We start from the raw sequence: 18,534 nt of genomic DNA, 5'->3' as shown, positions 1-18,534 counted from the left end.
ATGCCGGAGCGCCTGTTCGTGTGCACGCCGAGCAAGCTCGGCGCCTACACCGACTGTCCGCGCCGCTACCGCTACTCCTACGTCGACCGCCCGGCGCCGCCCAAGGGTCCGCCGTGGGCACACAACTCGCTGGGCGCGAGCGTGCACACCGCGCTGCGCAACTGGTTCGCGCTGCCGCCTGAGCGGCGCACTCGTGAGGCACTACCCGGCCTGCTCAAGGGCACCTGGGTCCGCGAGGGCTACCGCGACGACGACCAGGAGCGCGCCGTCTACCGGCGGGCCCTCGACTGGCTCGACGGCTACGTCGAGAGCCTCGACCCCGACGCCGAGCCGCTGGGCGTCGAGCGCGTGGTCGCGGTCAAGACGGCGGTGCTCGCCTTCAACGGCCGAGCCGACCGCATCGACGCCCGCGGCGACGAGGTGGTCATCGTCGACTACAAGACCGGCCGCACGGGCCTCGACGCCGACGACGCACGAGGGTCCCAGGCGCTGGCGCTCTACGCCTACGCGGCCGAGCGGGTCTTCCGGCGGCCATGCCGGCGGGTCGAGCTGCACCACCTACCGACGGGCACGGTCGCGGCGCACGACCACACCGAGGCGTCCATCGCCCGCCAGGTCTCCCGCGCCGAAGACACGGCCCGCGACATCATCGACGCCGAAAAGGCGATCGCGGCGGGCACCGACCCCGACGAGGCGTTCCCGACGACCCCAGGCCCGATGTGCGCCTGGTGCGACTTCAAACGTTCCTGCCCGGTCGGCGCCGAGGTGCCGGGCAAGGAACAGTGGGCCGGCATCGACCGCACCTTGACGACGGGGGGCTCATGACGGTTGCCGCCATCGGGCTGAGCCCGGCGTCGCGGGGCCGGTGTTCGCCCCCTGCGGGGCCAACGGGCCGCGAGGCAACTGACGCGCGTCCTGTCGATCGCGGCGCGGGCTAGGCGCGCTGGGCCCCTTGCGGCGTGATCGCGGCACGCCGGGGGTTACCGCAGCCAGGCGTTGGTGGAGCAGTGACGGCCGAGGTCGAGGGCCTCGAACTCGTCGTGGCGGTCTCCCCGGTCGACACCGAGTCGGCGCAGTGTTTGCGAGATGGGGCTGCCGGCTGGTCCAAACGGTTCGTCCTCGTCGACGGACACGGGGTCGCCGGACAGCGCGCCGCCTTGCCACAGGGCGGCCCGTTGGGTGCCCTCACCACCGAAGAACTCCGCCTCGACGTAGGCCACCGGCGCGGTCGACGAGCAGGTCGCCAGCACCGGTTCGAAGTCGGCAGGCAACTTCTCGAAGCCCAGCACCTGGCGGGCGCCGTACGCGGCGAAGAGCTCGTCGGTCATCGGCACCAGAGCCATGCCATTCGGCAGCGGCGCCACGACGGCGAGCGGTTGAGCTTCGGCGACCAGACGCAGGACCTCTGCGCCGCCGATAACCGCCTCCAGCACGTAGGCCACTACGACTCCTCCGGGGCGATCACGCGGACGCCTGGCCATCGGGTGGTCGGGGCGTGGCGGGTCAGGCGTTGGCGGGAGCGTTCCACAGTGATCTGCCGAGGGTTGCGACGCCAGACGCCGGCCATCAGGTCGGTCAGGCCGTGCGGGGCGCACACCTCCAACTGCCCGGCTTGGTCGAGGCGGACCGCTACCGAGGTCGCCGTTTCCGGCCAGGTGGCGATGGCTTCCGCGGCGCTGCCGAGCGGCGGGATGGGTCCGCCGCCGAAGTGGGCCGGGTACCAGGTGTGCACCGCGGCCTGGTTGGTCGCCTCCCACGGCACGTCGGGCAAGAGCGCGGCGAGCGACGACGTGGCCGAACGGTCGCGATCGCGGGTCAGGTCCGTCGGGTCGAAGAACGCCACGTCGACGTCACGGACCCGGGTCGGGTCGAAGCCGGTGCCGAAGCGCTCGTCCCACACCAGGTTGCGCAGTACGCCCGCGCCGGTCCAGGCGTCCGGCAGGTTCGACGCGCGCACCGCGGTCAACACCGTCATCAGCCACGGGCTGGACCGCACCAGCTCGGTCAACTCGGTCTCGGGCATCGGCACAGCATCTCAGCCGAGCAGGTCGACGCGGGTGCCCGCGCCTGCGCCGACAGCCTGTTGGTAGACCGCCCAGCACAGCGCGAGGTCCTGCCAGGGCAGGCCCACCGGGCTGTAGACCGACTGCGGCGCGACGGCCGGTAGCTCTCCGCGCAGCACCGCACCCAGCGTGCCCGCGCACGCGTCGGCGGTCAGGCCGGCGCTCCCCAGTGCGCCGCCGGACAGTGCGAGGTCCACGTCGTCGACGATCAGCCGGCTCGCCGCCAGCAGGTCCGCGGCCAGCTCGCGCTTGCCCGGCTCGTCCGCGCCCAGCGAGGTCAGGTGTTGGCCAGCGCGGACGTCCGCCCGCCCGAGCAGCGGCTCGCGCGACCAGGTGGCCAGCACCACCACGTCGGCCGCGGCGGCGACCGATGCCGGCGACGAGACGACCTCCGCCGGCAGGGCCGCCGCGCGGGCCGGGTCGAGGTCGGTCGCCACGACGCGGGACCACCGGCGCAGGTGGCGTAGGCCCGCCAGGGTGGTCGCGGCCTGCGCGCCGGCGCCGACGAAGCCCAGCGTGTGCGCTTCCGGGTCGGCCAGCGTGTGGGTCGCCAGCGCCGCCGCCAGACCCGTGCGCCACGCCGTCACGCTGGCCGAGTCCAGCAGGGCGAGCAGTTCGCCGTCGGCGAGGGAGTGCAGGCAAACCACCCCGCGCAGGGCCGGCACGGCGGCGGGGAACTTGGCGTTGACCTTCACCGTGTACGCCGGCACGTCCGGCAGCAGGCCGGGCATCAGGCAGGTCGCCGTGCCGGGGCCGGGCAGGTCGGTGCGGATCCGCAGCGGCGCGGGCTCCGCGACCGGAGTGCGGAAACCGGCGGCCAGCAGGTCCAGCACCGCGCCGATGTCGACGGCAGCGGCGACGTCGCTGCGGCCCAGGAGCAAGGTCACCAGGCCAGTCTGGAACACGGCCGCCACCCCCGACCACAGCGGCCAGGGGTGGCGAGAAGGTTGAGGAAAGGATCAGCCCCGGCCGTGCCCGCCATGGTCGTCGCGGTCCCGGTCGCCGCCCTTGTCGTCGTTCGCGTCGTGTGTCGGGCTGTCGTCGCGGCCGCCGGCAACCCGGTCGTGATCGCTGTCTAGCTTCACGATGTCGCCGGTGGACCGGTCGACGTAGATGTCGTGTTCGACGCCGGCCCGGACGATCTCCACCTTCCAGGTCACGAAGCCGTGCTCGAACTCCGACTCGATCTCGTTGACCGTGCCGCCGCCGACCTTGGCCAGCGCGATCCGGCGCGCCTCGTCCGCGCCGACGTCGCCGGAGAGCGGCGGCGCCGTGCTGGTGGCCGAGTCGTCGGGCGTGGGGCCGCCGGAAACCTCGGGCGGAGCGGTCGGCGCCGCGCCGAGGCCGGCGACCGGGCTGGCACCGTCGTCCGCCGTGGCTGCCAGCGCCGTTCCGGTGACGGCGAGCGCCGCCATGCCGGCCAGGGTGACGATCACCGGTGTGCGCTTCATGTCGTGACCTCCGTATCGGGGTGATACGGACGAGGTTCGGTCAAGCGTGGATAGCGGCGCGCTGCGCGATCGCTAAGGCCGGGTTAAGGCCGCCGCCAGCCGCAGGGCAACCACCGCGCCACCACCCGGATTATCGGAAATGTCCAGAGCGCCGCCCGCCGCCCGCCTAGCGATGTCCAGGCCGAGGCCGGTCCCACCCCCGGCGCTCACGCCCCGCGAAACCGCCACGCCCGCCAGCCCCGGGCCCTCGTCGGACACCACGAGCACGCGGTCCGCCGACAGCGACACCGCGAACGGCGTCCCGTCCGGTGTATGGGCGAACACGTTGCCGAGCAGCGCGTCGAGCGCCGCCGCGAGCTCGTCGGCGGCCACCCCGACCAGGACCGGCCCGCCGACCAGCGACAACCGAAGAGCCCGCCCGGTGTCCTCTGCCAACACGGACCAGAACTCCACCCGGTCCCGCACGACCTCGACCGCATCGCAGGAACCCGAGCCGGAGGGGCCGCTGCGCCACCGCGCCTGGCGGATCAACCCGGTCACCGCCCGCTCAAGCGCGTCGACCCCGGCCGCCACCCGGGTCCTCTCGTCGGCGTCGCGCACCGACTCCACTTCCAACCGCAACGCGGTCAACGGCGTGCGCAACCGGTGCGAGAGGTCCGCCACCTGCTCCCGCTCCTCGCGCAGCAGCACCTGGATCCGCTCGGCCAGATGGTTGAGCGCCCCGGCCACCTCCCGCAGCTCCGGCGGGCCGGCCGGCACGACCGCGCGGGCGCCGAGCTCCGCGCGGGCCAACCGGTGCGACACCTGCGACAGGTCGTCGATCGGCCGCACGAGGCTGCGCGCCAGCCGGTCGGCGACGAGCAGCCCGAGCACGACCAGCAGCAGGCCCAACGCCGCCAGCACGAGCCAGGCCCGGCGCACACCGGCATGAAGATCAGCCTGGGGTACGACCGTGCGGATCACCGCCGTCCCATCGGTGCGGCCGACGCCGATCACGATCTCCCGCCCGCCGTCGAGCGCCGCGGTCAGGCTCGTGCCGGTCGCGGCGAGGTCGACGGCCGGCGTGCGCGGGACCGGGTCGCCGATTGGTGCCCCGCCGTCCGCGAGGAACACCGTGACCCGTCGGCCGGAAGCGGTCAGCCGGTCGACGGTCAGCTCGATCGCGGCCCGGTCGGCCGTGCCGACCACCGGCACGATGCCCTGCAGGTCAGCGGTCGCCCGGCCGGTGGCCCGGTCCTCGGCCACGCCGCGCAACAGCAGCGCCAGCGGGACCAGGAAGGCGATCAGGACCAGCGAAGTGGTCGCCGCGACCAGCAGAGTCAGCCGGCGCCTCACAACGAGTCGCCCGGCGCCGACAGCCGCACCCCGACGCCGCGGACGGTGTGCAGGTAGCGCGGCGCCGCGGCGGTCTCGCCCAGCTTGCGGCGCAGCCAGGACAGGTGGACGTCGACGGTCTTGTCGGCCCCGCCGTACGGAATCTGCCAGACCTCGGTCATCAGCTCCCGCTTGGTGACCACCTCGCCCCGCCGGCCGGCCAGGTGGTGCAGCAGGTCGAACTCCCGGGGCGTGAGGTCGACCGGCTCGCCGTCGAGGCGTACCCCATGTGATCTCGGGTCGATCTCCAGGCCGCCGACGACGATGGTGGCGTCGGCCGCGGCGGGCGACCCACCGCGGCGCAGCACCGCCCGCACCCGGGCGTCGAGCTGGGCGGCGGTGAACGGCTTGACCAGGTAGTCGTCGGCGCCCGCGTCGAGCACCCGGACGATCTCGGCGTCGGCGTCCCGGGCCGTCGCGACGATCACCGGTACCCGGCTCACCGCGCGCAGCATCCGCAGCAGTTCGGCGCCGTCGACATCGGGCAGGCCCAGGTCCAGCACCACCAGGTCCGGGCGGTCGTCGAGGGCCGCCCGCAGACCGTCCATCGCGGTGGTCGCGGCCGCGACGGCGTGCCCCCGCTCCCGCAACGCCCGCAGCAGGGGCGCACGGATCGCCGGATCGTCCTCGATGAGCAGCAGACGCGGCACAGCTCGCACCGTATCCCTCCGGTGCCCGGCCGGCCGGTCCTCTTAACCCGCTCTTAGCGTCCCGCGGTGCCGTTCTTAGCGCGCGACCGGGCATAGTCGAGTGATGTCCCGCCGGAGTCTCGCCGTACTCGGATGGCTCGCCGCCGTTGTCGTCGCCACCCTGGCCGGCATCGGCGCGATCCGGCTGGTCGGCGACAGCCTCACGAGCACGCCCGGCGGCGTGCGCAGCCAAAACGAGGTGGCCCGTGACCTGGCGGCGCGTAGCGCCACGCCGGCCAGGACCGCACCGAGCCACAGCACCGGCTCCGCCACCACACCGACGAGTGACGCCCGACCCAAGACGTTCCAGATCGAGGGCGGCACGGTGGTGGCCCGCTGCGAGAACGGGCTCGTCAAGATCGAAACGTGGTCGGCGGCGCAGGGTTTCGCCCTTCGTGACCTCGACGAAGGCCCCGACGACGAGGCGGAGGCCAAGTTCGAGGGCTCCGGAGTTCAGTCCGAGATCAAGCTCGAATGCCGGGCCGGTCAACCGGTCCGGAAGGGACACGACGACTGACGGCTACCGATCCCCCGGTAGGCTCCGGCCATGCACCAGCGATGGCTGCTCGGCGCCGCGGCCCTGGGAGCGGTGTGGGGTGCCGCCGCGATCGCCTTCGACATCCCCGTGCTGCTGCTCGACTTCGTGCTGCACCTCGGCCCGACTCTGATCGGGGTCGGCGCGCTGGTCGCGCTGATCGGCTGGCGTCCCGCCGGGCCGGCCAGCTTCGAGGTCCAGGCCGACACGTTCGTGGCGCCGACCAACCGCCGCCGCACCATCGAGACCGCCGCGCTGGTGCTGGTGTTGACCTCGCAGGCAGCGCTGGCGATCGACCGGTTCGCGGACGGCGGAGGCGCGTTCGACGGGATCGTCTCGCTGCTGCTCGGTCTGCTCGCGGCGGCACTGCTGGTCCGCTCGCTGCTCGTGCCGAACACGGTCGAGCTGCGCGCCGAAGGGCTGCGGATCCCGGGCCGGCTGCACCGCGTCGACGTGCCGTGGGCGGCGATCCGGCCGGGCACGCCGTGGGCGCCGCAGGTGCGTACGCAGCGGCTGGAGCTGTTGATCGGCTCGGGCTACCTGGTGCGGCCGCCGAGCGAGCGCCGGCAGCGCCTGGACGTGCCGATCGACGTGCTCGACATCCATCCGTGGTTCCTGGCCGACGCGATCCGCTACTACGTCGCCCATCCCGAGCACCGCGAGTCGATCGGCCGCCCGGCCGAGCTCGAGCGGCTGTCCCGGCGGCTCCGCGACGGTGGCGCACCGCCCGCGTTGCCCGCCGGCCCGACCGTGAGCGTGATCCGGCAGGCCGAGGCACCGCAGAGCGAGCGGTCGACCGCCGCGCACCGGAGATAGAGTCGGTCACGTGCGTGATGCTCAGCAACTCCTCGCCGACGCCAAAGTCATCGCGGTGGTCGGCGCCTCGCGCGACCCCGGTAAGGCCGCGCACTCCGTCCCCCTCCAGATGCAGCGCCACGGCTGGCGGATCATCCCCGTCAACCCGTTCGTCGACGAGCTGTTCGGCGAGCAGGTCTATCGCTCGGTGGCCGAGATCCCGTTCCCGGTCGACCTGGTCAACGTCTTCCGCCCGGCCGCCGACGCACCCGACGTGGTGCGCGACGCGATCGCGGCGGGCGCACCGGCGGTCTGGCTCCAGCTCGACATCGTCTCCCCCGAGGCGCGCGAGCTCGCCACCCAGGCCGGCCTCGACTACGTCGAGGACCGCTGCATCGCGGTCGAGCGCGCGGTCGGCGCACTGACCCGGATCTAGCAAGGCCAAATACGGTCGCGAGGGGCCGGGCGGGGAGCTAACGTCCGACCATGCTGACGGTGCGACGGGCCGGGACCGACGACGACTTCGGCCTCGTGCGCCAGGTGCGGATGGCCGTCATCCCCTACGAGCGGGCGCCCTCGGTCGCTGAGATGCGCGCGTCGCTGACCCGGGACTCGCTGGTGCTGTTGGTCGAAGACGACGGCAAGCTCGTCGGCAGCGGATCGGCCGACCACTCCAGCATCACGGGCGCCGCGGTGGTGACGCCGCGGGTGCTGCCAGAGTTCCGCCGGCAGGGTGTCGGCACCCGGGTGCTGTCCCATCTCTGGGCGCACGCCGTCACGCTGGGCGTCGGGCACGTGCTCGCGCACACCGACGACGTCGGCTCGCGGGCGTTCGCCGAGCGGCACGGTTTCACCGAGGTCGACCGCCAGGTCGAGCAGGTACGCGCCATCGGCGCCGAGCCGTCTCCCGCACAGCGCGGCGACGTCGAGGTGGTCACCGTCGCGCAGCGGCCGGACCTGTGGGACACCGCCTACGAGGTGCTCGGCGCGCAGGCGTTCGAGGACATGGCGTTGATCGCGCCGATGCACGCGTCCATCGACGAGTGGCGGACGAGCTGGATCGGCGATCCCGCGGCGATGTTCCTCGCCGTCGAAGGCGGGGAGCCGGTCGCACTGGCCGGCCTGATCGCCGACCACGACAACCCGCACCGCGCGGAGAACGCGCTGACCGTGGTCCGCCGCGACTGGCGCGGCCGGGGCGTGGCCGCCTATCTCAAACGGATCGCGCTCGCGCATGCCGCCGCCACCGGGATCACCGAGGTCTACACCTGGACCCAGCGGGGCAACGCCGACATGCGCCGGCTCAACGAGCACCTCGGCTACGCGACGCGGCTAGAGAGCTTCACCATGCGCCGGTCGGTCTAGGGCGAGTCGCTCGGGCGCCCTCGTCCGCAGGGGCGAGAACGCGGCGATCAAGGCGATGACACCCAGGCCGAGACCGAGCACCAACATCACCGTGGGTACGCCGGCCCGCGCCGCGGCGAAGGTGACCAGCGGTGCGCCGAGCGGGCCCGGCAGGTAGTGGATGGTCCAGAACGCCGAGGTGACCCGGCCGAGCAGGTGGTCCGGGGTGATCTCCTGGCGCAGCGACATCGAGCAGGTGCCGGCCACGCCCTGGCAGAACAGGATCACCGCGACCAGGCCGGCCAGCACCGGCACCACCGTGGCGCTGCCGGCGCCGGCCAGGGCGACCGCGGTCAGGGCGTACGCGCCGATCCAGCAGGCACCGAAGCCGAGCCGGCGGCGCAGCACGGCGACCACCGACCCGGCCACGACCGTGCCCGCCGCGGCGATCGCGAAGACCACGCCGACCGCGCCGGTGCCCTGACCCAGGTCTTCCCGCAGGCGATAGATGATCAGGTCGTCCATCGCGTACGTGAGGAAGATGACCCCGCACAGCAGCAGCGTGATCGTGCGCAGCACGGGGTGTCCCCAGAGGAACCGCACGCCGGTGACGAAGCCGCGGATCGGCGACTCGCGCTCGGCCTCCCGCTCCCTGGGCCGCAGCCGCACGAACGACATCGCGATCGCCGACAGGCCGAAGCTGACGGCGTCGATCCCGATCACCCACGCCGGGTCGAGCACCGCGAACAGCACGCCGGCGATCGCCGGGCCGGTGATGCCCGCTACCGCGAAGGACGCCGAGAGCAGGCCGTTCGCCTGGGTGATCTGGTCCTTGCGGACCAGCGCCGGCACCGCGGTGATGTAGCCGACCTGGTAGAGCATCCCCGCAGCGGCACCGAGCGGCATCGCGACGTAGAGCACCCAGACGTGCGGCTCGAACAGCCAGACCAGCGGGACCAGGCCGTAGAGCACGGCCCGGGCCACGTCGCAGGCGATCATCACGGTGCGGCGGTCGAGGCGGTCCACGATCGAGCCGGCCAGCACGCCGGAGACCAGCCAGGCGGCGCCGATCGCGCCGGTGACCAAGCCCATCTGGACGATCGAACCGGTGAGCGCGAGAACCAGCACGGGCACCGCGAGGGTGGTCAGCGAGTCACCGGCGACCGACACGGTCTGGAGGACCCAGAACAGCAGGAAGTTCCGGTCCTTGCGTAGTGACACGGCCTCAGGTTAGAGGCGGTACTCCTTGAGTAGACCCCGGGAGATGATCGTTTTTTGGATCTCCGAGGTGCCCTCGCCGATGAGCAGGAACGGCGCCTCGCGCATCAGCCGCTCGATCTCGTACTCGGCGGAGTAGCCGTAGCCGCCGTGGATCCGGAACGCCTCCTGCACCACCTGCGCGCAGTATTCGGAGGCGAGCAGCTTGGCCATCCCGGCCTCGACATCGTTGCGGGCGCCGGCGTCCTTGAGCCGGGCGGCGTTGACCATCAGCGCGTGCGCCGCCTCGATCTTCGTGGCCATCTCGGCGAGCTTGAACGCGATCGCCTGGTGCCCCGCGAGCGGCTCGCCGAACGTGTGCCGCTGCTGCGCGTACGCGATGGCCAGCTCGAATGCCCTGATCGAGATGCCGCACGCGCGCGCGGCCACGTTGACCCGGCCGACCTCGATGCCGTCCATCATCTGGTAGAAGCCTCGGCCGAGCTGGTCGGGGCCGCCGAGCACGGTCGACTCCGGCACCGCGACGCCGTCGAGGATCATCTCCGTGGTCTCGACGCCCTTGTAGCCCATCTTCGCGATCTTCCCGGGGATGGTCAGCCCCGGCGCGGTCTCGCCGAACCCGGGCTCCTTCTCCAGCAGGAAGCACGACATGTTGCCGTACACGCTCTCGGCGCCGATCTCGGTTTTGACCAAAGTGGCCACCACCGACGAGTAGGCGCCGTTGGTCAGCCACATCTTCTGGCCGTCGAGCACGTAAGCGTCGCCGTCGCGGCGCGCGGTCGACCGGATCGCGGCCACGTCGGACCCACAGCCGGGCTCCGACATCGAGAACGCGCCCCGCACCTCGCCGGTCGCCATCCTGGGCAGCAGGGTGGCGCGTTGCTCGTCCGAGCCGTGGTGGGCGATCAGGTACGCGACGATGAAGTGGGTGTTGACGATCCCGGAGATCGACATCCAACCCCGGGAAAGCTCTTCGACCACCAGCGCGTACGTGAGCAGCGACTCACCCAGGCCGCCGTGCTCCTCGTCGATGGTCAGTCCGAAGAGGCCCATCTCGCGCATGCCGTCGACGATGTCGGCCGGGTACTCGTCGGCATGCTCGAGCCGTTGCGCGTGCGGAATGATCTCTTTATCGACGAACTCCCGCACCGTCTCGATGATCGACGTCTGCACGTCGGTGAGGTCCGGTGTCTGGGCCAGGCGCGCCATGACCCACATCTTCCCTTGTCATGACGGTGGGCGGGGCGGGAAAGCGTTTAGTAGCGTGCCGGCATGAGTTACCCCCCGCCGCCGAACCAGCCCGACCCCTACCAGCCCGGTCAGCCGTACGACCCGCAGCAGTCCGCACCGCCGTCCTACGGCCCGCCGCAGTCCGGTCCGCCGTCCTACGGCCCGCCGATCTCGGGGCAGCCCGCGCCCGACCCGTACGGCCAGTACCCGCCGGCCGTGCAGCCCGGCTACCCCGCCGGCTACCCGCAGCAGGCCTACGCCGGCGGCTACCCGCAACAGCGCCGGACCAGTGTCATGGCGATCCTGGCGCTGGTGCTCGGCATCCTGATCCCGCCGGCGGGCATCGTGCTCGGCCACATCGCCAAGAAGCAGCTACGCACCTCCGGCGAGGACGGCGCGGGTCTCGCCACCGCCGGCCTGATCATCGGCTACGTGCTGACCGGCCTCTACGTGCTCGGCTGCTGCGGCGTCATCGGGCTCGGGATGCTGAGCTCGAACACCACCAGCGTCACCGACACCGGGTACTAGCGGAACTGGGCCTCGCGGACGCTGTTGCCGCCGTCGACCACCAGCATCTGGCCGGTGATGTAGGACGCGGCCGGCGAGCAGAGGAACGCGATCGCGGCCGCCACCTCGTCGGGCGTGCCCGGTCGTCCGATCGGTGTGCCCAGGCCCTGCTTGATCTCGGTGACCGTGGACGCGGCGGTGTAGATGGTGCCCGGCGCGACCGCGTTGACGGTCACCCCGTCGGCCACCATCTCCATGGCCAGCGCCCGGGTCAGGCCGACCACACCGGCCTTGGCCGCCGCGTACGCGGCCTCGGTCGGCAGTGCGTTGACCGGTCCTGCGGTGGCCGAGAGGTTGACGATGCGGCCCCAGCCGCGTTCGGCCATGCCGGCGATGAACGCCCGGCTGCACAGGAACGCGGTGCTGAGGTTGCGATCGATCTCGGACCGCCACTCGTCGAACGTGAGCTGGCCGACCGGGCGGAGCACCTCGGGACTGGCCCGGCTCGCCAGGCCGGCGTTGTTGACCAGCACCTCGACGTCGCCGAGCTGCTCAGCGACCGCGTCGGCGAGCGCACCGACCTCGGCCTCGTCGGTCAGGTCGGCGACGAAGCCGATGGCGCCGAGCTCGGTCGCGCGCTCGTGGATGCGTCGGGTGGTCGACACGATGGCCACCCGCGCGCCGAGCTGGCGCAGCCGCCGAGCGGTCGCGTAGCCGATGCCGTCGGGACTGCCGGCCCCCGTGACCAGAGCGACCCGGCCGTCGAGGCGAACGGTGGTGAGCCCGTCGTCGGCCTGCGTGTCGATTCCCATGCGTGAGATCCTGCCCGGTCCGCGCAACACCGGCAACGACACCCCCTGTCGGGGCAGCACACGGGCCGCCGGAGAATGCGCTCGGCCGATACCCTACGGTCGCCCCGCCTGGCCCGACCTCGGAGAGCGCGATGACCGACCAGAACCCGAACGCACCCTTCGACCCGACCGCGCCCCTGGCGGACCCGACGGTGCCGAGCCAGCCGGCCTACCCGGCGGCCGAAAGCTACCCGGCCACCCAGCCCTACCCGGCCGCACCGGCCTACCCCGCGACGCCGGGCTATCCCGCGGCACCGGGCTACGCCGCGCCGGGCCAACCCGTGCCGCCCGGCTACCCGGCGGCGCCCGGCTATGCCGCGACTCCCGGTTACCCGCCCGCGCCCGGCTATCCGACGGGCTACCCCGGCGGCGAGTACGCCGCTCCGGTCAGCGCCTACCCGGGTTACGGCTACCCCGTCGCGCAGAAGACCAACGGCCTCGCGATCGCGGCCCTGGTCTGCGCCCTCGCCGGCCTGGCCACCTGCATCTCGGCGCCGGTCGGTGCGATCCTCGGCCACGTCGCGCGCAAGCAGATCCGCGAGCGCGGCGAGAGTGGCGACGGCATGGCGCTCGCGGGCATCATCGTCGGCTGGATCCTGACCGCGCTGATCCTGGGCTATCTCGTGTTCGTCGTCGTCATGCTCATCATCGGTGCGAACGAGGGCATGTTCGACGACCCGTACGCGCTGATGGGCGCCTTGTTCAGCCCTCCGGCGGCGTGAACCGCGAGGTGCGGGTCAGCCCGGCGGCCCGCCCCTTGGCCGCGATGACGAGCGCCATCTTGCGCGACGCCTCGTCGATCATCTCGTCGCCGAGCATCACCGCGCCGAGCTTGCCGCCGGCTTCCGACGTCGCGTGCTCGTACGCGTCGAGGATGAGCTCCGCCCGGTCGTAGTCGTCCTGCGCCGGGGCATAGATCTCGTTGGCCGCGTCGATCTGCCCCGGGTGCAGCACCCATTTGCCGTCGAAGCCGAGCGCGGCGGAGCGCTTGGCCACCGCGCGGAACGCGTCGACGTCGCGGATCTGCAGGAACGGGCCGTCGATCGCCTGCTTGTCGTGCATCCGCGCGGCCATCAGCAGGCGCATCAGGATGTAGTGGTACGGGTCGCCGGGGTAGTCGGGGATCAGCCCGCCGACCACCAGCGACCGCATGTTGATCGACGCCATGAAGTCGGCCGGGCCGAAGATGATCGTCTCGACCCGGGGCGAGGCCGCCGCGATCGCGTCCACGTTGACCAGGCCGGCCGCGTTCTCGATCTGGGCCTCGATGCCGATCCGGCCGACCGGCAGGCCGACCGCCTTCTCGATCTGCGTGAGCGTGAGGTCGAGCCACTCGATGTGCGCCGCGGACTGCACCTTGGGCAGCATCACGCAGTCCAGGTTGGAACCGGCGCCCTCGACCACCTCGACCACGTCGCGGTAGGTCCACTCGGTGGTCAGGTCGTTGACGCGGACGACCCGGGTCTTGGTGCCCCAGTCGCCCTCGTTGAGCGCCGCGACGATGTTCTTACGCGCCTCCGGCTTGGCCAGTGGGGCGACCGCGTCCTCGAGATCCAGGAAGACCTGATCAGCCGGAAGACCGCGGGCCTTGTCGAGCATCTTCAGGCTGGATCCGGGTACGGCCAAACAGGACCGGCGTGGGCGACCCGCAGCAACCATCGACGGCTCCTCACGATCGTTATTGTTAGCTCAGCACAGGCTCAACCAGACGGTAACCTCGCGCGAAGACCGAGGAGAACCAAGCTGTGGAAGAAGTCACCGGGCGAGTCGTTGTCATCACCGGCGCCAGCTCCGGCATCGGGCTGTCCGCCGCCGTCGCCCTGGCCGGCCGCGGTGACCAGGTCGTTCTCGTCGGTCGCGACCCGGCCCGGCTGGCCGCGGCCGCCGCCGAGGTGCGCGACGCCACCGGCACGCTGCCCGCGTCGTTCCGCGCCGATTTCGCCGCGCTCGACGACGTGCGGGAGCTGGCCGGACAGTTGCGTTCGGCGTACGACCGGATCGACGTGCTCGCCAACAACGCGGGCGCGATCGTGCTGCACCCGGCGACCACCGTGGACGGTCACGAGCTGACCATCCAGGCCAACCACCTGGCCGGCTTCCTGCTCACGGTGCTGCTGCACGACCGGATCGGGCGGATGGTGGTGACCGCCTCCGGCGCGCACCGCTGGGGCAACCTCGACCCGCACGACCTCAACCGGCCGCTGGAGCGCTACATCCCGTTCCGCGCGTACGGCACCAGCAAGCAGGCCAACATCCTGTTCGCCGGTGAGGCGGCCCGGCAGTGGCCCGGGATGCTGGCCTTCTCGTTCCACCCGGGCGCCGTGCGCACCCGGTTCTACAACGACAACCGGCTGGTCGCCTGGGGCATGAAGCACGGTCCGCTGCTGCGCAGCCCCGAGAAGGGCGCGGAGACGCTGGTCTTCCTGGCCACGGCCGACCCGGCGCGGCTGGTCAACGGCGCCTACTACGTCGACAAGAAACCGCGCCGCGTCGGCCGCAAGGCCACCGACCCGGCCCTGGCCGGCGCGCTCTGGAAGGCCAGCGAGCAGGCGATCAGCTAGGCCGCGGTCTCGACCTGAAGGCGGGCCCGCTCGCGCTCGCGGCGGCCCGCGTGGGCACCACCCAGCACCACGATCAGGACGCCGACCATCAGGAGCGCGAGCCCGGCCAGCGACGCGGCCGGCGGCACCTGGTCGAGCCAGAGCCAGGCGATCAGCCCCGCGCCCGGCACCTCCAACAGGATCAGCACGCTGATCGTCGTGGCCGAGACCCGGCGCAGCGCGTAGTTGAACATCGTGTGCCCGAGCAACTGGGCGCCGGCGACCAGGCCCAGGATGGCCAGCCAGGTCGTGCTCGGGTAGCCGCCGAGCGACTGACCCGACGCGAGGCAGACGACCAGCAGGAGCACGGCACAGACCGAATAGCAGATCGTCGTGTACGTCGTCGTGCTCAACGTGACCCGGGCCCGCTCGCCGAACGCGGTGTACGCCGCCGCCATCACCGCGCCGAGTACGGCCAACAGGTCGCCGAGCACCGCGCGGGACGAGACGCCGAAGTCGGCGCCGGTGGCCAGCACCGCACCGAGCACCGCGACACCGATGCCGGCCCAGGTCACGGTGCGGAGCCGGCGGCCCTGGGCGACCGAGATCAGCCCCTGCCAGACCGGCTGGGTGGCGACCAGGGCCGTCGACGCCGCCACCGTGGTGAACCGGATGCTCGGCATCCAGGCCGCGAAGTGCGCCGCGAGGGCGACGCCGGCCAGCGCGCAGAACGCGGCTTCGCGGCGGGCCAGGTTGGCGTACTCGGCGCGGCGGGCGAACAGCGAGATCGGGCCGAGCACGCCGACCGCCAGCGCGTTGCGCCAGAACGCGATGGCCATGGCCGGCGCCGCCGTGGCGAACGCGATCAGCGGACCCGAGGTGGACACGGCGAGGACGGCGACGACGAGCGCCATGGACGCGGCCGGGTCGAGCGCGGGGCGGGGCACAGTGAACCATCCTCACAAATCACTTACTGCGGCTATCCGACTACTCTCAGTCGATCGGCCGATAGGGCGCGGCGGTCGCCGTCGATAGGCTCGCCCGGTCGTGCCAGCTACTGCCCCCAGGTCATGCCGTGGAGGCTGATGTTGCCCGCATTACGCGCAGTCGTGTTCGACTTCTTCGGCACTCTCACCCGCTCCGTCCATCGCGGCCCCGAGCACCTCGAGATCGCCCGCATCCTGGGATGCGATGCCCGGGTCATGGTCTCGCTGCTCGATGCCACCTACTACCGCCGGGCCAGCGGCGAGCTCGGCTCGGCGGAGGACAACCTGCGCTGGATCGCCACCCGCGCCGGAGCCGACCCGTCCGACGACGCGGTCCGGGCCGCGCTCGACTGCCGCTTCCGGGCGCTCTGCCGCGACACGGAGCTACGCGACGAGGCCGTGCCCGTGCTCTGGGCACTGCGCCTGCGCGGGCTGCGGACGGCGCTGATCAGCGACTGCACCCACGAACTGCCGGCCCTGCTGCCGGGCCTCGCGGTGGCGCCGCTGCTGGACATTGCCGTGTTCTCCGTCGAGGAGGGGGTCTGCAAGCCCGACCCGAGCATCTACCTGGCGGCCTGCCAGCGGCTCGGCGTGGCCCCGGCCGAGTGCCTCTACGTCGGCGACGGCGGCAGCCACGAGCTGACCGGTGCCGCCGAGGTCGGCATGACCGCCGTCCGCCTGGCCGCCCCCGACCTCGCCGACCACCTGGTGTTCGCGGCCGACGTCGGCTGGTGCGGACGCTCGGTGACCGGCCTCGTCGACGTACTCGACGAGGTGGACCGTGGCGCACCCGCCGCACTGCCGGGCAGGATGAGGGCATGAGCGACGCCGTGGTGGAAGAGGCGATCAAGAAAGCGGCCATTGCCTGGGTGTCCGTCGACGGCGGTCCGGCGCGCGGGCTCTGGTGCGTCCCGGTCGACGGCGCGCTCTACGTCGTCACCGGCATCGGCGAGCAGCAACTGGCCGGGCTGGCCGGCGCCGGCACGGCCGAGGTGACGCTGCGCGGCGACCACGGCGGCCGGATCGTCACCTGGACCGCCGACGTGCGCCGGGTGCAGCCAGGCGACGACGAGTGGAACACGGTCGCGCCCCAGGTCGGTGGCAAGCGGCTCAACGCGCCCGTCCCGACCGACAGGCTGGTCGAGCGCTGGGCGATGGACTGCACGCTGAGCCGCCTGAGCCCGGCCGAGGACGGGCCCGTGGTGACGCGGCCCGACCTGCCCGACGGCAGCCTCGCCGAGCCGCCGCGCGAGACCCCGGCGGCCCGGCCGACCCGCAAGCCGTTCCGCCTGCACAAGGTGCGGCGCAACCGCGGCTAGTCCATGAACCAGACGGACGCATCGCCGCCGTACGGGGTGAACAGCAACGCCGGGAGGACTACGGCGGAGATCGCGGCGGCCAGCAGGACCCGCCAGGCGACCGGGCTGACCCGGCCTCGACCGACTCCCAGCAACGGCATCGAGACGAGCAGGAGCAGCGGCGAGAGCACGATGCCGATGTAGAAGAGCACCATCACCGCCGCGTACACGGGGAGCGGCAGCAGGTCTTTGGGATCGTGCGCGCCGCTCAGCATGGCGACGCGGTCGGCTCCGGTGGCCAGCATGCGCACCGTGAAGGTGACCAGCACCGTCGCGATCGCGGCGGCGAACGCGAGGTGGGCCGCCGTGACGACGCGGATGCCGACTCGCACCAGGTCGGTGGGCGGGCGCGGCGCGGCCGCCGGGTCGTCGGCCGGCAGGCTCGCCGCCAGCAGCGGCGTCAGCACCAGGGCGGCGAGGCCCATCCCTTCCGGGAGCGTGCCGGTGAAGACCGTCAGGCCGGACACGTCCAGTTCGGCCGCGGTGCTGACCGCCACCGCGCCGACGAGCAGCAGGCCCGGCGCGCCGGTCAGCGCGATCAGGAGCTGGCCCGCCGGCGTGCGGGACCGGAACCGCCGTAGCGTCCACGCCCCGGCCAGCCATCCTGCCAACCCGCCGAGGACGACGGCGGCGATGCCTACGGGCAGGAGTGGGGCTGGCCAGGGATATCGCGAGTGGACGGACACGCCGGCCGTGGGTTCGGCCGGGAGTGCGTCGGTGACCGTCACGACCCGCTGCTGTCCGTCGCGTTCGAGCGTGAACCGGCGCGCCTCGATCGGGCCCGCCAGCCAGCCGTCGGCGATCGCCCGGGCCCGGGCCTCAACGGCAAGGTCGTCGAGGGATCGCGGTCGCTGCGCGTAACTGAGATCGATCAGTGTCGGACCCCCGAAGGTCGTCAACATCCGCTCCTGGTCGCCGTACACGGGCGCCTCGGGCGGCAACAGAGTCGCGCCCGCGATGAAGAGCGTGTCCTTGCTGGACTCGGACGCGGTGGTGAGCCGAATCGCCCCGCCAAGGGCGAGGTAGGCCACGGCGGCCGCGCACACCAGAGCGACCACGGCGTAGCCGCGCCCATGGGGCGGCGCGAACCGCTGGCGCAGGCCGCCGCGGATCAGATCCCACGCGTCACCGGCCGGGGGCCGGACCCGGTCCGGCGGGGCACCCTCCAACAGGGTCGTGACGATCTCGTCGCCGCGGGCCCGCCGGTAGGCGCGTGGATAGGCCAGCAGCAGCCGCCGGTAACCGCGCTCGAGTCGGCTCACGACGTCGGGCCGAACGCGAGCCGGATGTTGCGGAGCCGGGCGGCGGCCATCGCCGCGTTGGCGCGCATCCGGTCGACCTCGGCCGACAGGGCGGTGCCGCCGTCGTCGGTCAGCCGGTAGTAACGCCGCAGCCGCCCGTCGACGGCCTCCTCACGGTCGACGACCAGCAGCCCTTCCTCGGTCAGTCGGTCGAGGGCGGCATAGAGCGTGCCCGCGCGCAGGGTGATCCGCCCGCCGGACAGCTCGGTCACGGCGCGGATCACCCCGTAGCCGTGCAACGGCTGCTCGGCTAACGCGGTCAGGATGAAGAAGGTCGGCTCCTGCATGGCCA

Annotated in this window: 23 protein-coding genes; 10 read left to right on the top strand and 13 right to left on the bottom strand. The window is 72.5% G+C overall.

Features of this window, described 5'->3' with window-relative positions:
* Window positions 1–825, top strand: coding sequence for a RecB family exonuclease (locus tag BLV39_RS14815; protein WP_090797300.1), 825 nt, complete (start codon window positions 1–3; stop codon window positions 823–825).
* Window positions 826–980: 155 nt separating this feature from the next.
* Here the strand turns inward: BLV39_RS14815 and BLV39_RS14810 are convergent, their stop codons facing one another.
* The 6 genes from BLV39_RS14810 to BLV39_RS14785 all read right to left on the bottom strand — a co-directional run bounded on the left by BLV39_RS14810 (window position 981) and on the right by BLV39_RS14785 (window position 5,538).
* A complete protein-coding gene (locus BLV39_RS14810; protein WP_204082772.1) occupies window positions 981–1,442 on the bottom strand; it encodes a hypothetical protein in 462 nt (153 codons plus the stop codon).
* Window positions 1,442–2,023, bottom strand: coding sequence for a nucleotidyltransferase family protein (locus BLV39_RS14805; RefSeq protein ID WP_090797297.1), 582 nt, complete (start codon window positions 2,021–2,023; stop codon window positions 1,442–1,444). Before BLV39_RS14805 ends, BLV39_RS14810 begins: the two co-directional genes overlap by 1 nt.
* A 12-nt stretch (window positions 2,024–2,035) precedes the next feature.
* The gene (locus BLV39_RS14800) at window positions 2,036–2,950 is read right to left on the bottom strand and encodes an ornithine cyclodeaminase family protein (RefSeq protein WP_090797293.1); all 915 of its coding nucleotides are present in this window, start codon (window positions 2,948–2,950) and stop codon (window positions 2,036–2,038) included.
* Window positions 2,951–3,022: 72 nt separating this feature from the next.
* The gene (locus tag BLV39_RS14795) at window positions 3,023–3,514 is read right to left on the bottom strand and encodes a PepSY domain-containing protein (RefSeq protein WP_090791830.1); all 492 of its coding nucleotides are present in this window, start codon (window positions 3,512–3,514) and stop codon (window positions 3,023–3,025) included.
* A gap of 72 nt (window positions 3,515–3,586) precedes the next feature.
* Window positions 3,587–4,849, bottom strand: a complete 1,263-nt coding sequence (locus BLV39_RS14790; RefSeq protein WP_090791826.1) for a HAMP domain-containing sensor histidine kinase — start codon at window positions 4,847–4,849, stop codon at window positions 3,587–3,589.
* A complete protein-coding gene (locus BLV39_RS14785; protein WP_090791823.1) occupies window positions 4,846–5,538 on the bottom strand; it encodes a response regulator transcription factor in 693 nt (230 codons plus the stop codon). The genes BLV39_RS14790 and BLV39_RS14785 overlap by 4 nt, the downstream gene beginning before the upstream one ends.
* Window positions 5,539–5,641: 103 nt before the next feature.
* Here BLV39_RS14785 and BLV39_RS14780 point away from each other — a divergent pair, with 103 nt between their 5' ends.
* From BLV39_RS14780 to BLV39_RS14765, 4 genes are read left to right on the top strand one after another with little or no spacing between them, the layout of a single operon-like run.
* Entirely contained in the window at window positions 5,642–6,094 is a 453-nt protein-coding gene (locus tag BLV39_RS14780; protein WP_090791820.1) for a hypothetical protein, read from the top strand.
* A 30-nt stretch (window positions 6,095–6,124) separates the two neighbouring features.
* A complete protein-coding gene (locus tag BLV39_RS14775) occupies window positions 6,125–6,928 on the top strand; it encodes a hypothetical protein (RefSeq protein WP_090791817.1) in 804 nt (267 codons plus the stop codon).
* 10 nt (window positions 6,929–6,938) lie between these two features.
* A complete protein-coding gene (locus tag BLV39_RS14770; RefSeq protein WP_090791811.1) occupies window positions 6,939–7,343 on the top strand; it encodes a CoA-binding protein in 405 nt (134 codons plus the stop codon).
* A 50-nt stretch (window positions 7,344–7,393) separates the two neighbouring features.
* Entirely contained in the window at window positions 7,394–8,272 is an 879-nt protein-coding gene (locus BLV39_RS14765) for a GNAT family N-acetyltransferase (protein ID WP_090791808.1), read from the top strand.
* Here the strand turns inward: BLV39_RS14765 and BLV39_RS14760 are convergent.
* Entirely contained in the window at window positions 8,240–9,472 is a 1,233-nt protein-coding gene (locus BLV39_RS14760; protein WP_090791804.1) for an MFS transporter, read from the bottom strand. The genes BLV39_RS14765 and BLV39_RS14760 overlap by 33 nt on opposite strands.
* A 9-nt stretch (window positions 9,473–9,481) precedes the next feature.
* The gene (locus BLV39_RS14755; protein ID WP_090797289.1) at window positions 9,482–10,678 is read right to left on the bottom strand and encodes an acyl-CoA dehydrogenase family protein; all 1,197 of its coding nucleotides are present in this window, start codon (window positions 10,676–10,678) and stop codon (window positions 9,482–9,484) included.
* A 63-nt stretch (window positions 10,679–10,741) separates the two neighbouring features.
* On the opposite strand from BLV39_RS14755, the gene BLV39_RS14750 reads away from it, so the two are divergent.
* A complete protein-coding gene (locus BLV39_RS14750) occupies window positions 10,742–11,227 on the top strand; it encodes a DUF4190 domain-containing protein (protein ID WP_090791800.1) in 486 nt (161 codons plus the stop codon).
* Here the strand turns inward: BLV39_RS14750 and BLV39_RS14745 are convergent.
* Window positions 11,224–12,018 carry an SDR family NAD(P)-dependent oxidoreductase gene (locus tag BLV39_RS14745; RefSeq protein WP_090791797.1) on the bottom strand — a complete coding sequence of 265 codons (795 nt, stop codon included), beginning with the start codon at window positions 12,016–12,018 and terminating at the stop codon, window positions 11,224–11,226. The two genes, BLV39_RS14750 and BLV39_RS14745, sit on opposite strands and share 4 nt — an antisense overlap.
* 131 nt (window positions 12,019–12,149) lie before the next feature.
* Between BLV39_RS14745 and BLV39_RS14740 the strand changes: the two genes are divergently transcribed.
* The gene (locus BLV39_RS14740; RefSeq protein ID WP_090791794.1) at window positions 12,150–12,779 is read left to right on the top strand and encodes a DUF4190 domain-containing protein; all 630 of its coding nucleotides are present in this window, start codon (window positions 12,150–12,152) and stop codon (window positions 12,777–12,779) included.
* On the opposite strand, the gene BLV39_RS14735 is transcribed toward BLV39_RS14740, so the two are convergent.
* Window positions 12,760–13,716, bottom strand: coding sequence for an HpcH/HpaI aldolase/citrate lyase family protein (locus BLV39_RS14735; protein ID WP_090791791.1), 957 nt, complete (start codon window positions 13,714–13,716; stop codon window positions 12,760–12,762). The genes BLV39_RS14740 and BLV39_RS14735 overlap by 20 nt on opposite strands.
* Window positions 13,717–13,802: 86 nt before the next feature.
* On the opposite strand from BLV39_RS14735, the gene BLV39_RS14730 reads away from it, so the two are divergent.
* Window positions 13,803–14,618 carry an SDR family NAD(P)-dependent oxidoreductase gene (locus BLV39_RS14730; protein WP_090791788.1) on the top strand — a complete coding sequence of 272 codons (816 nt, stop codon included), beginning with the start codon at window positions 13,803–13,805 and terminating at the stop codon, window positions 14,616–14,618.
* Here the strand turns inward: BLV39_RS14730 and BLV39_RS14725 are convergent.
* Window positions 14,615–15,511, bottom strand: a complete 897-nt coding sequence (locus BLV39_RS14725) for a DMT family transporter (protein ID WP_090797285.1) — start codon at window positions 15,509–15,511, stop codon at window positions 14,615–14,617. The two genes, BLV39_RS14730 and BLV39_RS14725, sit on opposite strands and share 4 nt — an antisense overlap.
* A gap of 174 nt (window positions 15,512–15,685) precedes the next feature.
* On the opposite strand from BLV39_RS14725, the gene BLV39_RS14720 reads away from it, so the two are divergent.
* Both BLV39_RS14720 and BLV39_RS14715 read left to right on the top strand, forming a co-directional pair.
* Window positions 15,686–16,405: an HAD family hydrolase gene (locus BLV39_RS14720; RefSeq protein WP_090797282.1), complete on the top strand. Its 720-nt coding sequence runs from the start codon at window positions 15,686–15,688 to the stop codon at window positions 16,403–16,405.
* Window positions 16,402–16,902: a hypothetical protein gene (locus BLV39_RS14715; protein WP_090791785.1), complete on the top strand. Its 501-nt coding sequence runs from the start codon at window positions 16,402–16,404 to the stop codon at window positions 16,900–16,902. Before BLV39_RS14720 ends, BLV39_RS14715 begins: the two co-directional genes overlap by 4 nt.
* Here BLV39_RS14715 and BLV39_RS14710 read toward each other — a convergent pair.
* Both BLV39_RS14710 and BLV39_RS14705 read right to left on the bottom strand, forming a co-directional pair.
* Window positions 16,899–18,203: a hypothetical protein gene (locus BLV39_RS14710; RefSeq protein WP_090791782.1), complete on the bottom strand. Its 1,305-nt coding sequence runs from the start codon at window positions 18,201–18,203 to the stop codon at window positions 16,899–16,901. The genes BLV39_RS14715 and BLV39_RS14710 overlap by 4 nt on opposite strands.
* A complete protein-coding gene (locus BLV39_RS14705) occupies window positions 18,200–18,529 on the bottom strand; it encodes a PadR family transcriptional regulator (RefSeq protein WP_090797278.1) in 330 nt (109 codons plus the stop codon). The genes BLV39_RS14710 and BLV39_RS14705 overlap by 4 nt, the downstream gene beginning before the upstream one ends.
* Between the last annotated feature and the right edge of the window lie 5 nt (window positions 18,530–18,534).

Origin of the sequence: Asanoa ishikariensis (genome assembly GCF_900107455.1) — a bacterium.
Taxonomy (GTDB): domain Bacteria; phylum Actinomycetota; class Actinomycetes; order Mycobacteriales; family Micromonosporaceae; genus Asanoa; species Asanoa ishikariensis.
Note: the sequence above shows the minus strand (reverse complement) of the source record. Positions and strands in the feature narration are given on the sequence as shown.

Excerpts from the sequence above, each read along its gene's own strand:
- BLV39_RS14815 (WP_090797300.1), top strand. The coding sequence starts at position 1 with ATGCCGGAGCGCCTGTTCGTGTGCACGCCGAGCAAGCTCGGCGCCTAC.
- BLV39_RS14805 (WP_090797297.1), bottom strand. The coding sequence starts at position 2,023 with ATGCCCGAGACCGAGTTGACCGAGCTGGTGCGGTCCAGCCCGTGGCTG.
- BLV39_RS14795 (WP_090791830.1), bottom strand. The coding sequence starts at position 3,514 with ATGAAGCGCACACCGGTGATCGTCACCCTGGCCGGCATGGCGGCGCTC.
- BLV39_RS14780 (WP_090791820.1), top strand. The coding sequence starts at position 5,642 with ATGTCCCGCCGGAGTCTCGCCGTACTCGGATGGCTCGCCGCCGTTGTC.
- BLV39_RS14775 (WP_090791817.1), top strand. The coding sequence starts at position 6,125 with ATGCACCAGCGATGGCTGCTCGGCGCCGCGGCCCTGGGAGCGGTGTGG.
- BLV39_RS14765 (WP_090791808.1), top strand. The coding sequence starts at position 7,394 with ATGCTGACGGTGCGACGGGCCGGGACCGACGACGACTTCGGCCTCGTG.
- BLV39_RS14755 (WP_090797289.1), bottom strand. The coding sequence starts at position 10,678 with ATGGCGCGCCTGGCCCAGACACCGGACCTCACCGACGTGCAGACGTCG.
- BLV39_RS14750 (WP_090791800.1), top strand. The coding sequence starts at position 10,742 with ATGAGTTACCCCCCGCCGCCGAACCAGCCCGACCCCTACCAGCCCGGT.
- BLV39_RS14745 (WP_090791797.1), bottom strand. The coding sequence starts at position 12,018 with ATGGGAATCGACACGCAGGCCGACGACGGGCTCACCACCGTTCGCCTC.
- BLV39_RS14740 (WP_090791794.1), top strand. The coding sequence starts at position 12,150 with ATGACCGACCAGAACCCGAACGCACCCTTCGACCCGACCGCGCCCCTG.
- BLV39_RS14735 (WP_090791791.1), bottom strand. The coding sequence starts at position 13,716 with ATGGTTGCTGCGGGTCGCCCACGCCGGTCCTGTTTGGCCGTACCCGGA.
- BLV39_RS14725 (WP_090797285.1), bottom strand. The coding sequence starts at position 15,511 with ATGGCGCTCGTCGTCGCCGTCCTCGCCGTGTCCACCTCGGGTCCGCTG.
- BLV39_RS14715 (WP_090791785.1), top strand. The coding sequence starts at position 16,402 with ATGAGCGACGCCGTGGTGGAAGAGGCGATCAAGAAAGCGGCCATTGCC.
- BLV39_RS14705 (WP_090797278.1), bottom strand. The coding sequence starts at position 18,529 with ATGCAGGAGCCGACCTTCTTCATCCTGACCGCGTTAGCCGAGCAGCCG.